A 14,353-nucleotide genomic window follows, 5' to 3' on the forward strand; every position below is an offset into this window, starting at 1 on the left:
GAAAAATCTCGAAATGATAACGAGCGTGTGATGTTAAGGCGGAAAACGCCTGTTGGCACCCCTGAGTGGGCACCAACAGGCGTGCCGAGGATGCGGCGCCTGATCGAGTCTGCGTTAGTCGAGGCTGACGAAATAGTGGCTTGCCCAGTTCATGTTGCCGTAACGCACGACATCTCCCTCATAGGGTGCGTGCAGCAGGCTGTTCGGGCCGCCATAGAAACCGATGTGATAGTTGCCGTAGACCACGAGGTCGCCCGGCTTGGGGTTACTGGTCACCGTACCGAGCGCAGCAAGTTGCGAGATGGACGTGCCGACGCTGTAGCCCGATTGATTGAGCACGTACGACACGAAGCCAGCACAATCAAAGCCGGACGGGCTGGTGCCGCCAAAGACGTAGGGCGTGCCCATATAGCTTTCGGCAATCGCAAGAATCGAACCGCTCGATGCCGAGGCCGAGGGCGCCGACGAATAATCATCGCTCGATCCAGTCGACTCCGGCTGCGAGGAGTCGCCGGCCGACGATTCTGTCCAGCTCGAGTCGGAGGTCGCCTCAGCACTTGCCTCAGGGGACGGTTCGGGGGTTGCAGCCGGCTCGGCGGCCGCGAGCAGAGTTTCAGTGGCAAAGGGCTGGACCGTCGTGCCGCCCTCATCGACCGCCACTTCGGGCTCAGGCGCAACGCTCGCATCTTCGCTCGGCGCGGGCGTCGGAGTTACCGGCGGCGTGCTCGGCGGGGTGTCGAGTGTCGTTGCAGTGAGCAGGCTCGCCTGGTGATTGGCCGGCGCCTCACCGCCGGTGACAGCGAACGCCGTCACTGCAGTGGCCGACACTGCGACCATGGCGGCCGCCCCACCCACGAGCCGACCGCGTGCGCGACGCAAACTCGCTGGGCGCGCAGCGCGAACCGAGAGGCCGCGGAACGCTGCCGGAACCTCAGTCTCGGATGCATCGACCGCGACGTCTGCCGCAGCCACCGTCTCGAGCAGGTCAGTCGGAAGCACCGAAACGAGCGTCGGGGCTTCGTTACGTGCAATGCGTCCGGTGTCGACCTTGAAATCGTGCGCCGACGCCTGCGACCCGGTCGTCAGATCTGTCGTCGCGGCGAGCGCGGCCGCCTCAGCAAGTACCTGCTGGCGCTCGAGCGCGCGGGCCTCGCGGCGAGTGAGGGGCGCGGAGTTCGTGGTCTGCGTCGTATCCATGCCCACGACGATAGCCAAAGATCACGGAAAGGTCACGGCAAAGTGACGAAAAGATCACGGAAACATCACGCATCCATCAGATTCCCAGGTCACGTCCAGATTTCTCAACTTCAATCGTGGCCGGAAAAGCAATGTCGGGATGCGAACTCAAGTTCGCATCCCGACATACGTCTTGGGTCGGACTAGCCGACGCGCACGACGTAATAGCTGTACGGGCCGAGGCCAGCGAGCACGGTGTCGTCAGCGGCGCCGTTCCAGCCGCCGTGCACAGCCATACCGTCGCCGGCGTAGATGGCCACGTGCTCACCGGGGGCGATGATGATGTCGCCGGGCATTGCCTGGTCCCACGAGATTTCGGTGCCGAATGCGAAGAACGACGAGACACCGAGGTCGGGGCCACCGTCGAAACGGCTGGTCACGAGGCCGACGGCAGCAAGTGCATCCTGCACCATGTCGGTGCAGTCGAGGCCCGAGATACCGATCTGCGCGTAGGCAGCGGCAAGAATGTTTTCCTGCAGCGAGCCTGCGGTCGGCACGAAGCTACTCGTCGACGAGCCAGCCGCCGGGGTCGAGTCACTCGACGATGACGACGAGGTCGAGGTCGAGGTGCTCGGGGTTGCGACCGCAGCGGTGGCAACCGAAGCAATGGCAGCGCTGTCAAAGGCAGCGACCGTGGTTTCACCCTCGGTCACAACAGCCGGCGCCGCAGGAGCGATGGTGTCAGTCTCAGCAGCAGCGTCAACAACCTCGTCGGCAGCTTCGGCCGGGGCAGTCGCGGTGAGCAGGTTGGCCTGGTGGTCAGCAGCGACGACGTCACCGCCGGCACCAGCCGATGCGAGGCCGACCGAAGCAACTGCGGTCACCGCCGCGGCGGCCGCGAAGCTCCCAGCGGTACGGCGACGGCGCTGGGCGACGATCGATGCGGGAACTGCGGCGCGCACCGTGAGCGAGCGGCCGTCAAAAGCTGCGGGGATCTCGATCTCTTCGCGCGGCGCAACCGACTCGGCGATGCGCTCGACGAGTTCGGTGGGAAGCACCGATACGAGCGCGGTCATCTCGTTGCGCACAATCTCGCCGGTGTCGTGGCGGAATGCCGACGACGATGCGACGGGGCGCACACCGGTGCGGCGCTCGATCTCGCGAGCCTGACGGCGAGTAAGCGGCGCGTCGGTGATGTTCGTGATGTTGTCCAAGATTCGACCCTCTCCGTCACTTGGCCGAAGCCAACCCGCCCAACCAGTGTTCTTCTGGCGATGCCGTTCAGAGGGCGGGTAGTGACGCTCTGATCGGACCAGAACGCGGAATGCGTTCGTCGATGGATACGACGATAACGAAAGATCTCGGAAATGTCACGCTTTGGTGACAAAAATCTCACAAACCGGTAACGACGTGGATTCCGGGCCGCGATTCACTCGCGGATTCGCGTGGGATTCGGGAGCTGCATCCGCGAAGTTCGGCGTGATTTCGGCGAAGTGCGGGGGTGAAGCAGATCCGCAGACGATGTTACACGACCCGTGACCTGCTCGTGACCACGCCGTGACTCGTCGTGATCTTTCGCGCTAGATCGCCACGTAAATGTGGCCGGCAGCCTCGGCTGGCAGTTCGATTCCCGACTCTGCACCCACGCGGAACACCATCACGCGCCCACGGGCGCCCGGCTGGGCCGTGACGACCGAGCCCGGCAGCACACCCTCATCCTGGAGCAATTCGAGCGTCTCTAGGTCGGCCTGCACTGGCTCGCCGATACGACGCACTGTGAGGCGAGTTTCGCCATCGAGCTTGGAATCGACGAGCGGATGCACGCCGGCCAAGAAATCCGCGCCAGCTTCCGCACCAAACTCTTCGAGCCCCGGAATGGGCGTGCCATAGGGCGATTCGGTGGGCCGTCCGAGCAATTCAAAGATCCGTCGCTCGGCGTCGTCACTCATGACGTGTTCCCAGCGGCAGGCCTCATCGTGCACGAGCTTGAGGTCGAGTCCAATGAGGTTGGCCAAAAGCCCCTCGGCAATGCGGTGCTTGCGGAGCACCCGTACCGCCTTCTGGCGGCCGTCAACGGTGAGCACGAGGCGGCGGTCTTCTGCCACCTCGACCAAACCGTCGCGCTCCATCCGCGCAATCGTCTGCGACACCGTGGGACCAGAATGGCCAAGGCGCTCAGAGATTCGCGCGCGCAGGGGCACAATTCCTTCTTCTTCGAGATCGAGAATGGTGCGCAGATACATCTCAGTGGTGTCCACGAGGTTTGCCACGAGCCACTCCTCTCTCGGTATTGCTTGGATCATTGCGTAGATCGGACAGCGTCAGCCTACCGATCCCGATCGTCATAGGCTTGAGCCATGACCGAGATCACCATTCCCACCGACCTCCTCCCCCACGACGGCCGGTTCGGATCCGGCCCCTCGCTCGTGCGCCAGCAGCAGCTTGACGACCTCGTTGCGCGTGGCCGCGACATCCTCGGCACTTCGCACCGTCAGCCGCCGGTGAAGCAGCTCGTCGGTGCGGTACAAGAAGGTCTCGCGACGCTATTCCGCATCCCCGATGGTTATGAGGTGCTGCTCGCGAACGGCGGCTCGACCGCATTCTGGGACTCGGCCGCGTTCGGTCTTGTTGAGGCGCGCGCCCAGACCGCGAAGTTTGGCGAGTTCGGCGGCAAGTTCGCGAAGGCCGCAGCAGCGCCGTGGCTGCAGGCGCCGGATGTGCGCGACGCCGCGCCCGGTTCGGTCGCCTTCCTCGAAGCGGCCGAGGGAATTGACCTCTATGCCACCCCGCACAACGAAACCTCGACCGGCGCCATGGTGCCGGTACACCGGGTAGATGCACCGGGTGCGCTCACCATGATCGACGCGACGAGTGCCGCCGGCGGCATCGAGGTGGATATCTCGCAGTGCGATGTCTACTACTTCGCGCCGCAGAAGAACTTTGGTGCTGATGGCGGCCTCTGGCTGGCGCTGGTGTCGCCCGCCGCCATCGAGCGCATCGAGCGCATCGGTGCCTCGGACCGCTATGTGCCCGACTTCCTCGATCTCACCAATGTCGTCGCGAACTCACGTAAGCAACAGACGCTGAACACGCCTGCGCTCGCGACGCTTTCGTTGCTCGAATCGCAGATTCGCTGGATGAATGAACTCGGCGGTCTCGCCGCCGTCGACGCGCGCACCCGCGAGTCTTCGGGCATCCTCTACGACTGGATCGAGCGCACGCCCTGGGCCTCGGCCTATGTGGCCAACCCCGAGCACCGTTCGCAGGTGGTCGTGACCATCGATCTTGATGAGGCGATCGACGGTACTGCGGTCACCGCGGCCCTGCGCGCCAATGGTGTGGTCGACATCGACCCGTACCGCAAGCTCGGCCGCAACCAGCTGCGCGTCGGCACCTTCGCCTCGGTCGAACCCGAGGATGTGCGCCGCCTCGCCGCGAGCATCGACTACGTCGTCGAGCGCCTCTAGGGGACGTGCTTCGAGAGCCTCAGCACACTAAAGCGCCAAGCGCCTCAGCACACGAATGTGCACTGAGGCTCTCGAAGTGCCGCGCTAGCTGGCGTCGTCTTCGAACTCGACGCCGTCGAGCACATCGTCCATATCGTCGGCGTACTCGCGAATGTCAGCGGCAACCGGCAATGAGTGGGGCGCGACGACCTCGGTAACTTCAAGCCGCGAGCGCTGCTTGTTGTGCTTGTCGGCCTTCTTATCTGGCTTTCCAGACTTGTCAGCCTTGTCAGACTTGTCAGCCTTGTCAGACTTGTCAGACTTCTTCTTGGCCGACTTCTTCTTGTCGACCTTGTCGACCTTGGGCTTCTTGCGCTTCTTCTCGGATGCGCTGTCGGCCGCGGGTGCGTCAGCCTCGGGCTCCGTGGCTGGCGGCGCCGCAGCCGAGTCGTTCGTCGGCGCGTCGGCGGCGGTGGTGTCAGCTGCGTCGTCGGAGGCTGAGTCGTCTGCCGACGCATCCTCGCCATTTGCCCGCTCGCGGTCACGGCGCAGGCGGCGACGGGTGCGGGTGCGGCCGCTCGCGCGCACCGACTCGCGGGATGCCGCCGTCTCACCTTCGGTGCCTTCTGCCTCGCCCGCCTCAGCATCCGTTGCCACGATGACATTGCCGTGGCGGTCGTGCGTGGCGCGGTATTGAGCAAGCCGCTCGGCCCACGGCACCCAGGCCGGGGCGAGGAGCGAGTCGCTGCCCGGCAACAGCTCGCACTCGAGCACCGACGGTTCCTCCGCATCCGCGAGGCGAACCATGGTGACGGTCCAGAACCAATCGCTGTGGCCGGGGCTCGAGGTGGCGAAGCGCAACGAGAACACGCCCTCGCCCTCATCCACCACATCGACAAAAGCACCGACGTTCGTCGGCGCGGTCACCTCATCGAGCGCGGCCTCGGCTACCCGGATGGCCGTGGCAAGTTCCGGGTCAGCTGGCGCCGCCTCGAGCGGCGCGGGCGCAAGAGTCACTGCCGACGACTCGATGATGCGCACCTCGTGCGGCAACTCGTCGAGTTCGTCTTCGGTGAGGTCGAGCACCTCGAGCTCGGCCTCGGAGTCGTTCACGGCCTCGGCGTCGTGCTGTTCGGTCGTCTCAGGCATCGAGCTCATCCGCCACGCGGCGCAGCATCGCCGCAATCTGCTTGCCCTGCTGCGCCTTCGGGTAGTGGCCGCGGCGCAAGTCGCCGCCCACCCGATCGAGCAGCTTCACGAGATCCTCCACAATGATCGCCATATCGTCGGCGGGCTTGCGGTGCAGCTTTGCCACCGACTTCGGCGCCTCGATGACGCGCACTGACAGCGCCTGGGCACCGCGGCGGCCATCGGCGATGCCGTACTCAAGCCGGGTGCCGGGCTTGAGGTTCTTCACCTCGGGCGGCAGCGCGGTCGTGTGCAGGAACACTTCCTGACCGTCATCGCCCGCGATGAAACCGAAGCCCTTGTCCTCGTCGAAAAACTTCACCTTGCCAGTGGGCATGGCATATCTCCTCTGTGCCGCGATCCACGCAGCGGTCGTCTGAATGTCAATGGTTTGGCGGCGTTCCTCGCCGCCCAGCACCTGTGCGCGATGACGTGTTCGCCGCATCCCGATGCCGTGCGCCCCGTGGGCGCGCCACCGCTTATCCTACCCGGGCGACCGTGCGCGGGGCTTCGTCGATTAGGCTGGTTCGGTGAGCATTTCCCGAGCAGACGCCCCCACCTCGCGCCTTGAGCGCATTCTCGCCATCTCGTCGGTGGTGATTGCGGTGCTCGCGCTCGTGAGTTTGATCGTGCTTTTGCTCGTGCCGGCGTTCGGTTTCGAGTTCGGAAATCCGCCGGCCTGGTACTGGGATGCGCTCCTCGCTGTCGCCTACTACGGCTTCCCGGTGGCGTTCATCCTGGTCGTGACGCTCATCGTGATGCGCATGGTCGCGAACCGCCGGGCGAACCGAGCCGCATGACGGCGGGCCAGCTTCCCGATTCGCTCCGCATTCTCACCGCGCTGCGACCTCTTGATGAGGCCGGATTCGCGAGCCTGCTCGCCGGGCGTCGGGTGGCTTCGCGCGGCATCGGGGATCTGCTCGACCTTGCCGAACTCCTCGACTCTCCGCGCAATGTCACTGACACGCTCATTGGCCTCGATTGGCCGACGCTACGGGGTCTGCGTGCGGGTACCGAGGATGCACTGACGCGCGCGACCGAGCTCATGCTCGCCGTGCCGAATGGTGGCGATGCGGAGCTCCTGCCGATCGTGCAGTCGACGCTCGATGCACTCCTACCGGTCCTTCCGGATTTCGACGCTGCCGTCGGCAGTGAGAGCACCACCGCGGGTGCCACCGCGGCACACGCATCCGCAGTACTCGCGAACGATGCGCTCTGGCTCCTCGATGAGGCACCGCGCGCCGTGCGCGCGGCTCGCGGCGGGGTGCGCATGAGCGGCGTCGAGGTGCGTCGCCTCGCCATCGAACTCGACCAGGATGCAGCCCTCATCGGCTCGATGTATCGCTGGCTCCTGCGCGCCGGACTCATGGCCCCACTCGATGAGGTGTGGCATCCGACGGCGGCCGGGCGCGCATTTATTAACCTGCCCGCATCGCAGCGCTGGTCGGTGCTGATCCGTGCCTGGCTCAGCGAGCTCAATCTCAGCGATATTCGTGCGCTACAGCAGCACGTCGGGGCCGGCGATGACAGCGGCGCCGTGGTGACCGACCTCCCCGCGTTCGAGGACGAACCCACTTCGGCGACGAGCGCGATCACGCTCCCGGGCGATGGTGATGCTCGCGCACTCGAAGCGGAACTGCTCGGGCTTGCCGAACGCGGACAACTCACCGCGGCTGGTGCGCTCGTGCTCGCGGGCAAGGTTGATGAGGCTGAGGCCGCTGTTGCCGAGGCCTTCCCGCGTGAGGTCGAGCAGGTCTACCTGCAGCCCGATCAGACGATCATCGCCCCCGGTCCCCTGCCCGGCGATCTCGATGCGGGGCTCCGCCGCATCTCAACGCTTGAGCGCCGCGCGCTCGCAAGCGAGTACCGCATCACGGCCGCGTCGATTGCGCACGCGCTCGGCGAGGGGATGAATGAGGCCGAGATTCGCGGTTTCCTTGAGCGGATCTCGCTCACGGGCATCCCGCAACCCATCGACTATCTCGTCAGCAATACGGTGGAGCGGTTCGGACTCGTGCGCGTGCGTGACCGCTCGCGCGGCGCGGCCCGCGCTGGCAGCAGCGTCCGGGCACTTGACCCGAAGCTCTTCGATGCCCTGCGCGTCGATGCCTCGCTCCGGGCCCTTGGGCTGCGTCCGGCGGGCGAGGTGCTCGAGTCGACCGTCTCGGCACACACGGTGCTCGTGACGCTCCTCGACGCGCGCTACCCGGCAGTTGCCGAGGATGAGCTCGGCAATGCCCTGCCTCTGCATCCGCTCATCACCGCCCCGAGCTATGAGGCCGAGCCCGGCCCCACCGCGGCAAAGGCCGCCGCCGACCTCGCGACGCTCGCGGCCGAGAGCGATGTGAGTGATGATCACAGCACTTGGCTGCGTCGCCGACTGGAACTCGCCCGCCGCGCCAAGACCGCAATCGCGGTGACCGTGCGGGTTGGCGAGAACGAGACGCAGACACTGCGGCTGGTGCCCACTGCCGTCTCACCGCAGCGCGTGCGGGCTCGCGATGAGGATGCAGAAGTCGAGCGGACCCTGCCGCTCGCGTCGATTGTGTCGCTTGACGACTGATGCTTCGGGTGCCTCAGCACACGACGAAAATCCAGCCGGACTACAATCGTCCGTTATGACTCTTGGCCCCCTAATTGTTCAGAGCGACCGCACAGTGTTGCTCGAGGTTGCGCATCCAGAGTCTGAGGAGGCGCGCCACGCCCTCGCGGTCTTTGCCGAACTTGAGCGCGCGCCCGAACACATCCACACCTATCGCATCACCCGGCTCGGGCTCTGGAATGCCCGTGCCGCCGGCCACACCGCCGATGAGATGCTCGAGACGCTCAACCGCTACGCGAAGTTTCCGGTGCCCGACGCGGTCGAAATTGACCTGCGCGACACCGTCGGCCGCTTCGGCCGCCTCGTCGTCGATCGTGATGACGAAGGGCTCGTGCTGCGCTCGAATGATGAGGCCGTACTCACCCAGGTCGCGGCGAACAAGCACATCGCGCCGCTCTTGCTTGGGCGCCTCGATGACACAAGCTTCCGCGTCGACGATTGGGCACGAGGCTCGCTCAAGCAGCAACTCGTGAAGCTCGGCTGGCCGGCCGACGACCACGCGGGTTACACCCCCGGTAGCCCGCATGAAATTGAGCTCGTCGAAGACGGCTGGGCCCTGCGCGACTATCAGCGCCAGGCTGTCGAGCAATTCTTTGATGGCGGTTCGGGCGTCGTCGTGCTCCCCTGTGGCGCCGGCAAGACCATCGTTGGCGCGGGCGCCATGGTGGCGGCCGACACGAACACCCTCATCCTCGTGACCAATACGGTGTCGGCCCGGCAGTGGCGCGCCGAACTCCTCCGCCGCACCTCGCTCACTGAAGACGAGATCGGCGAGTACTCCGGCGAAACCAAAGAGATCAAGCCCGTCACCATCGCGACCTACCAAATCCTCACGGCACGCCGAAAGGGCGAGTACACGCACCTTTCGCTACTCGACGCGCTCGATTGGGGTCTCATCGTGTATGACGAGGTGCACCTGCTGCCGGCACCCGTGTTCAAGCTCACCGCCGACCTGCAGGCCCGCCGCCGCCTCGGCCTCACCGCGACGCTCGTGCGCGAAGACGGCCGCGAGTCGGATGTGTTCTCGCTCATTGGCCCGAAGCGCTTCGACGCGCCGTGGAAGGACATCGAGCGCCAGGGCTTCATCTCCCCCGCCGAGTGCTTCGAAATCCGCGTCGATCTTCCCTATGACGACCGCATGGCGTACGCCAGCGCATCCGATGAGGATCGCTACCGCATTGCCGCGAGCGCCCCGGCAAAGTTCGATGTCGTGCGGGCGCTCGTGCGCAAGCACGCCGACGAGCGCATCCTGATCATTGGTCAGTACCTCGACCAGATCGACGAAATCGCCGCCGAGCTCGGGGTGCCGAAGCTCACTGGCCAGACCCCGGTCGCGGAGCGCGAGGAGCTTTTTGAAGCGTTCCGCAACGGGGATGCGCGCGTCCTCGTCGTCTCGAAGGTCGCGAACTTCTCGGTCGATCTGCCGGATGCTTCGGTCGCGATTCAGATTTCCGGTTCGTATGGCTCGCGGCAGGAAGAGGCGCAGCGCCTCGGTCGCCTGTTGCGTCCCTCGTCGACCGGGGTGACCGCGTCGTTCTACACGCTCGTCTCACGCGACACGGTCGACCAAGACTTCGCGCAGAACCGTCAGCGGTTCCTTGCGGAGCAGGGGTATGCCTACTCGATTCTCGACGCTGCGGATGTGCTCGCAGACGTCGACGCGTAGCGGCGATGCTGCTTGTGACGCAGAGCGTCGGTCTCTATTACGACGCATAAGGTCACATTCGCTACTTGCGCGTGCAAGTAATTTGGAATGCGCGTAGCTTGCTCGGTGTTCTCCTCCTCTGAAAGGACACCAACATGGCACGCGCTCCCCGTTTTTCTCTTGCTCTCGGCACTGCCGCGGCACTCATCGTCGGACTCAGCGCTTGCGCTCCGGCCGCTGACCCAGCCGCCGAAAGCACTGATGGCGCCGCGGTGCAGACGCTCGTCGTCGCGACCGCGGGCGAACCCCGCCCTTACACCTACATCGGCGACGACGGCGAATTCACCGGCTACGACATCGAGATCGTCCGCACGATCGACGAGATGCTCCCGCAGTACGAAGTGAAGTTTGAAGCCACCGACTTCCAGGGCATCTTCCCTGGCCTTGACTCGGGCCGCTACAACATCGTCGCGAACAACCTCTCGGTCACCGAAGAGCGAAAGCAGAAGTACGACTTCTCTGACCCCTACATCACCGCGCAGTTCGGTGCGGTCGTGAAGACCGACACCGGCAAGACCGAGTTCGCCTCACTCGAAGAGCTCGCTGGCCAGACTACCTACGGTCAGCCCGGCCTCAACTTCACGAAGGTGCTCGAAAGCTACAACGAGCAGCACCCCGACAAGCAGGTGAACATCCAGTACACCGAGCTCGACTTGCAATCGCAGTTCAATAACCTCATTGCCGGTCAGGTCGACTTCATCTTCGTCGAGCGCGTCGCCTACCAGGGCTACAGCAAAGGTGACCCCTCGATCACCTTTGCAGCGCTTCCCGGCGAGTACCTCGTCGAGAACTTCGGCACCAACCTCAACTCGGCACTCGCCTTCTCGAAGCAGACGCCAAACGTCGACCAGGTGGTAGCCGACTTCAATGCGGCGCTGGCCGAACTCAAGGCCAATGGCAAGCTCAAGGAGCTGAGCGAGGAGTTCTTCGGCGCCGACATGACTCCGAAGGAGTAATCGACCGGTGGAGAGCATCATCGATTTCGGGGCCATCGGCAGCTACGCGCTGCAGCTGATCCCGTACATCCCCGTCACGCTCGCCTTGGCGGTGCTGGCGACGGCCTTCGGCATCATCGTGGGGCTCGTCTTCGCGCTGATCAAGATGGCCCGCACGCCCGTGTTGAGCCAGATTGCCGCCGTGATCGTCTCGTACCTGCGTGGTACGCCGATCCTCGTGCAGCTGCTGCTCAACATCAATGCGATGCCGATTTTCGTGATCTGGTCGAACCAGACCTTTGGCACGAACTGGGATGCGCTGGCGCTCTCGCCCTTCATCGTCGCGACATTCACCTTCGCGCTCAACGAGGCGGCGTACGCGAGCGAAACGATTCGTGCATCCCTGCTCTCGGTTGACCGTCGAGAAATCGAAGCGGCCCAGTCGCTCGGAATGACGCCGTGGCAAACGCTCACGCGCATCACCATTCCGAACGCCACGGTCGTTGCGTTCCCGACGCTCGTCAACCACTTCATTGGGATGCTCAAGCAATCGTCGCTCGCGTTCGTCGTCTCGGTGATCGAGATCACCGCCTTCGCGAAGATCCTCGGTGGCCGCGACTACCGCTATTTCGAGGCCTATCTCGCCACCGCAATCGTCTACTGGGCGATGACCGTCATCGTCGAGCAGATCACTCGACGCATGGAGGCGCGCCTCTCGCTGCCAACCACCGGCCCCCGCAAACGCAAGGGACAGGTGGCGGCAGCGCCCGAGCCGACGCCCGTCGGCTCCGCCGCGGTGGCATCTCGGGTTGACAGTGAAAGGGGCCCGGCATGATTTCGATCGCCAACCTCAAGAAGTCATTCGGTGACCGTGAGATTCTGCGCGGTCTCAGTTTCGAGCTTGAACCAGGCTCGGTGACCGCCATCGTCGGCTCGTCAGGTGCCGGCAAGTCGACGCTCCTGCGCTGCCTGAACCTGCTCGAGCAGCCTGACTCGGGCCAGCTCACCCTCGGCGATCTCAGCGTGGATGCGGCGAGCGCCTCACGCCACGATGTGCTCGCGATGCGTCGCCGCACGGCGATGGTCTTCCAGCAGTTCAACCTGTTCTGTCGCAAGACCGCGCTCGAAAACGTCACAGAGGGCCTGCGCGTCGTGCGCGGCATCGAGGCGGCCGAAGCCGAACAGCTCGCTCGCGAACAGCTTGACCGGGTGGGGCTCTCGGGGCACCTCGACCACTACCCGGCCCAGCTCTCAGGTGGCCAGCAGCAGCGCGTCGGCATTGCTCGAGCGCTCGCCATGGAACCCGAAGTGCTCCTGCTCGACGAGCCGACCTCGGCGCTTGACCCGGAGCTCGTCGGCGAGGTGCTCGCCACCATCCGTCAGGTTGCGGCCAACGGCCAAACCATGGTGCTCGTTTCGCACGAAATGAACTTCGTGCGCCAGGTCGCCAATCGCGTGCTCTTCCTCGAGCATGGCGAACTCATCGAGGATGCCACTCCCGACGAGTTCTTCGGCCCGCACGCCTCGGAACGCACGCGTTCGTTCCTCCGCGACTACCACCTCGCCCACGGCACCGCCGACTACCAGATCTAACGCTCCGACTTAGTTCGCTCCCCCAGAAAGGATTTGCGATGTCTTCCACGCCCGCCGCTTCGCGCCCGCTGCGCAACCTCGGCTTCATCCACCTCGTTCCCTTCGACCGCAACGACCCGGCCACGGGCCTGCGCGAAGGTGTTGAACTGTTCAAGTTCGCCGAAGAACTCGGCCTCGACTCTGGCTGGGTGCGCACCCGCCACATGCAGTACGGCTTGCCCAGTGCATCCGTGTTTTTCGGCGCCGTTTCGCAGGTGACCGAGCGCATCGGCCTCGGAAACGCGGTCATTCCGGTCGGGTTCGAGAACCCGTTCCGCCTTGCTGAAGACCTCGGCACCGCGGATGCGCTTTCGGGCGGCCGCCTACTGCCGGGTCTGTCGGTGCATCCGCCGAGCTACGACGAGACCGTCAACGACCTCGTTCACGACAACGGCTGGCGCGACGAGGACTACTCCTACGGCCGCCTCGAGCGTCTGCGCTCATTCCTGCGCGGCGACAAAGTACGCGATATTCCCGAATACCAGGGCATCGGTGGCGACTTCGATTCGGAGCGCGTGGAACCGATGAGCGAGGGCCTTGCCGACCGGCTCTGGTACGGCGGTGGTTCGCTTCGCTCGGCCCAGTGGGCCGGCGAGAACGGCTTCCACTGGCTCGTCTCGAACATCTCGTCGTCGAACACCGGTGAACTCGTTGATTACGGCGTGAACCAGCGCGAGCAGATCGACGCCTATCGCGCCGCCTCACCGCTTGGTGACGCTGCCCGCGCCACCGTGGCTCGCGTGCTCGTGCCGACCGATGGCGCGACCCCCGAGCAGCTGCGCAAGTACCGCGAGTACGCCGAGGGACGCACCGAGCGCACGAAGTCGGTGCACGGCCGCGGCACCATCATCGCGCTTGATGTGCTCGGCTCGAATGACGAGATCATCGAATTCATCAAGAACGACCCGGCTTTCCAGGCCGCCGACGACTACCTCTTCGAGTTGCCGTTCGAGATGGAACTCGATGATTGGAAGCAGATGCTTACCCAGCTCGCGACCGTGATTGGTCCGGCACTTGGGTGGACGCCGGCGAACGCTTGATGAGCCCGCTTGAGTCGCAAGCAGCCGGTCTGCTGATTCGACTCATGCGTCCGGAGGAGGCCGAGACCGTGGATGCGGTGGTCGCGGCCGCCTATGCGCACGATTACGACGCCGTGCCGGGCAACGATGAGTTTGCCCGGCGCGCGGCGTTGCGTGCGGTCGATCACGATGTGTGGGTGGCCGCTGATGCGACGAGCGACGAGGTGCTCGGCGCGGTGACCGTGCGTCGGCCGGGGGCCGTGGCGTTGCACGAGGATGCGGCGAGCGATGAACTCGATCTGCGCCTGCTTGCGGTGTCGCCGACTGCGCGCCGCCGCGGGATCGCCCGCGCGCTCATGGCGCATGTCGAAGAGCACGCTCGGGCACACGGCTATGGCGCCGTATTCCTCAAGTCAGCACATGAGATGCACGGTGCCCACGCGCTCTACGAATCGCTCGGTTACGCCCGCGTAGCCGAGCGAGATGGTGTGTGGATCGGTGGTCGCAAGATCATCGATGTGCGCAGCTACTCGCTGGCCGTGCGCTGATGCCCAGCCCCGCACGCTGACACCCAGCCCCGCACGCTGACGCCCAACCCCGCGCGCTGACGCCCAACCCCGCGCGCTGAGGCTCTCGAAGCGCCAGCACAC

General features: G+C 65.0%; 14 protein-coding genes. 9 read left to right on the forward strand and 5 right to left on the reverse strand.

The window, feature by feature from the left end; translation table 11 throughout:
- Positions 1 to 114: 114 nt before the first annotated feature.
- From EG850_RS03990 to EG850_RS04000, 3 genes are all read right to left on the reverse strand, one after another.
- A complete protein-coding gene (locus EG850_RS03990; protein WP_124970310.1) occupies positions 115 to 1,197 on the reverse strand; it encodes a C40 family peptidase in 1,083 nt (360 codons plus the stop codon).
- A gap of 182 nt (positions 1,198 to 1,379) precedes the next feature.
- Positions 1,380 to 2,390: an NlpC/P60 family protein gene (locus EG850_RS03995; RefSeq protein WP_124970313.1), complete on the reverse strand. Its 1,011-nt coding sequence runs from the start codon at positions 2,388 to 2,390 to the stop codon at positions 1,380 to 1,382.
- 366 nt (positions 2,391 to 2,756) lie between these two features.
- Complete coding sequence (locus tag EG850_RS04000; protein WP_124970316.1) at positions 2,757 to 3,446, reverse strand: metal-dependent transcriptional regulator; 690 nt, start codon at positions 3,444 to 3,446, stop codon at positions 2,757 to 2,759.
- 87 nt (positions 3,447 to 3,533) lie between these two features.
- Here EG850_RS04000 and serC point away from each other — a divergent pair, with 87 nt between their 5' ends.
- Positions 3,534 to 4,643, forward strand: a complete 1,110-nt coding sequence (gene serC, locus EG850_RS04005) for a phosphoserine transaminase (RefSeq protein WP_124970319.1) — start codon at positions 3,534 to 3,536, stop codon at positions 4,641 to 4,643.
- 84 nt (positions 4,644 to 4,727) lie between these two features.
- Here the strand turns inward: serC and EG850_RS04010 are convergent, their stop codons facing one another.
- The gene (locus EG850_RS04010; RefSeq protein ID WP_185714935.1) at positions 4,728 to 5,771 is read right to left on the reverse strand and encodes a DUF3027 domain-containing protein; all 1,044 of its coding nucleotides are present in this window, start codon (positions 5,769 to 5,771) and stop codon (positions 4,728 to 4,730) included.
- Positions 5,764 to 6,147 carry a cold-shock protein gene (locus EG850_RS04015; protein WP_124970325.1) on the reverse strand — a complete coding sequence of 128 codons (384 nt, stop codon included), beginning with the start codon at positions 6,145 to 6,147 and terminating at the stop codon, positions 5,764 to 5,766. The genes EG850_RS04010 and EG850_RS04015 overlap by 8 nt, the downstream gene beginning before the upstream one ends.
- A gap of 193 nt (positions 6,148 to 6,340) precedes the next feature.
- On the opposite strand from EG850_RS04015, the gene EG850_RS04020 reads away from it, so the two are divergent.
- From EG850_RS04020 to EG850_RS04055, 8 genes are all read left to right on the forward strand, one after another.
- Complete coding sequence (locus EG850_RS04020; RefSeq protein ID WP_124970328.1) at positions 6,341 to 6,610, forward strand: hypothetical protein; 270 nt, start codon at positions 6,341 to 6,343, stop codon at positions 6,608 to 6,610.
- A complete protein-coding gene (locus EG850_RS04025) occupies positions 6,607 to 8,373 on the forward strand; it encodes a helicase-associated domain-containing protein (protein WP_124970331.1) in 1,767 nt (588 codons plus the stop codon). Before EG850_RS04020 ends, EG850_RS04025 begins: the two co-directional genes overlap by 4 nt.
- A 55-nt stretch (positions 8,374 to 8,428) precedes the next feature.
- Complete coding sequence (locus tag EG850_RS04030) at positions 8,429 to 10,078, forward strand: DNA repair helicase XPB (RefSeq protein ID WP_124970333.1); 1,650 nt, start codon at positions 8,429 to 8,431, stop codon at positions 10,076 to 10,078.
- 134 nt (positions 10,079 to 10,212) lie between these two features.
- Entirely contained in the window at positions 10,213 to 11,073 is an 861-nt protein-coding gene (locus tag EG850_RS04035) for a transporter substrate-binding domain-containing protein (protein ID WP_124970336.1), read from the forward strand.
- Positions 11,074 to 11,080: 7 nt separating this feature from the next.
- Entirely contained in the window at positions 11,081 to 11,887 is an 807-nt protein-coding gene (locus tag EG850_RS04040) for an amino acid ABC transporter permease (protein ID WP_124970339.1), read from the forward strand.
- Positions 11,884 to 12,645 carry an amino acid ABC transporter ATP-binding protein gene (locus EG850_RS04045; protein WP_124970342.1) on the forward strand — a complete coding sequence of 254 codons (762 nt, stop codon included), beginning with the start codon at positions 11,884 to 11,886 and terminating at the stop codon, positions 12,643 to 12,645. The genes EG850_RS04040 and EG850_RS04045 overlap by 4 nt, the downstream gene beginning before the upstream one ends.
- Before the next feature lie 38 nt (positions 12,646 to 12,683).
- A complete protein-coding gene (locus EG850_RS04050; protein WP_124970345.1) occupies positions 12,684 to 13,724 on the forward strand; it encodes an LLM class flavin-dependent oxidoreductase in 1,041 nt (346 codons plus the stop codon).
- On the forward strand, positions 13,724 to 14,251 hold the full coding sequence (locus EG850_RS04055; RefSeq protein WP_124970348.1) for a GNAT family N-acetyltransferase: 528 nt from the start codon (positions 13,724 to 13,726) through the stop codon (positions 14,249 to 14,251). The genes EG850_RS04050 and EG850_RS04055 overlap by 1 nt, the downstream gene beginning before the upstream one ends.
- Positions 14,252 to 14,353: the final 102 nt, after the last annotated feature.

The organism is Gulosibacter macacae (assembly GCF_003865375.1).
GTDB classification, from domain to species: domain Bacteria; phylum Actinomycetota; class Actinomycetes; order Actinomycetales; family Microbacteriaceae; genus Gulosibacter; species Gulosibacter macacae.

Coding starts and splice junctions, on each gene's coding strand:
- EG850_RS03990 (WP_124970310.1), bottom strand. CDS start 1,197: ATGGATACGACGCAGACCACGAACTCCGCGCCCCTCACTCGCCGCGAG.
- EG850_RS04025 (WP_124970331.1), top strand. CDS start 6,607: ATGACGGCGGGCCAGCTTCCCGATTCGCTCCGCATTCTCACCGCGCTG.
- EG850_RS04030 (WP_124970333.1), top strand. CDS start 8,429: ATGACTCTTGGCCCCCTAATTGTTCAGAGCGACCGCACAGTGTTGCTC.
- EG850_RS04035 (WP_124970336.1), top strand. CDS start 10,213: ATGGCACGCGCTCCCCGTTTTTCTCTTGCTCTCGGCACTGCCGCGGCA.
- EG850_RS04015 (WP_124970325.1), bottom strand. CDS start 6,147: ATGCCCACTGGCAAGGTGAAGTTTTTCGACGAGGACAAGGGCTTCGGT.
- EG850_RS04010 (WP_185714935.1), bottom strand. CDS start 5,771: ATGCCTGAGACGACCGAACAGCACGACGCCGAGGCCGTGAACGACTCC.
- EG850_RS04055 (WP_124970348.1), top strand. CDS start 13,724: ATGAGCCCGCTTGAGTCGCAAGCAGCCGGTCTGCTGATTCGACTCATG.
- EG850_RS04050 (WP_124970345.1), top strand. CDS start 12,684: ATGTCTTCCACGCCCGCCGCTTCGCGCCCGCTGCGCAACCTCGGCTTC.
- serC (WP_124970319.1), top strand. CDS start 3,534: ATGACCGAGATCACCATTCCCACCGACCTCCTCCCCCACGACGGCCGG.
- EG850_RS04045 (WP_124970342.1), top strand. CDS start 11,884: ATGATTTCGATCGCCAACCTCAAGAAGTCATTCGGTGACCGTGAGATT.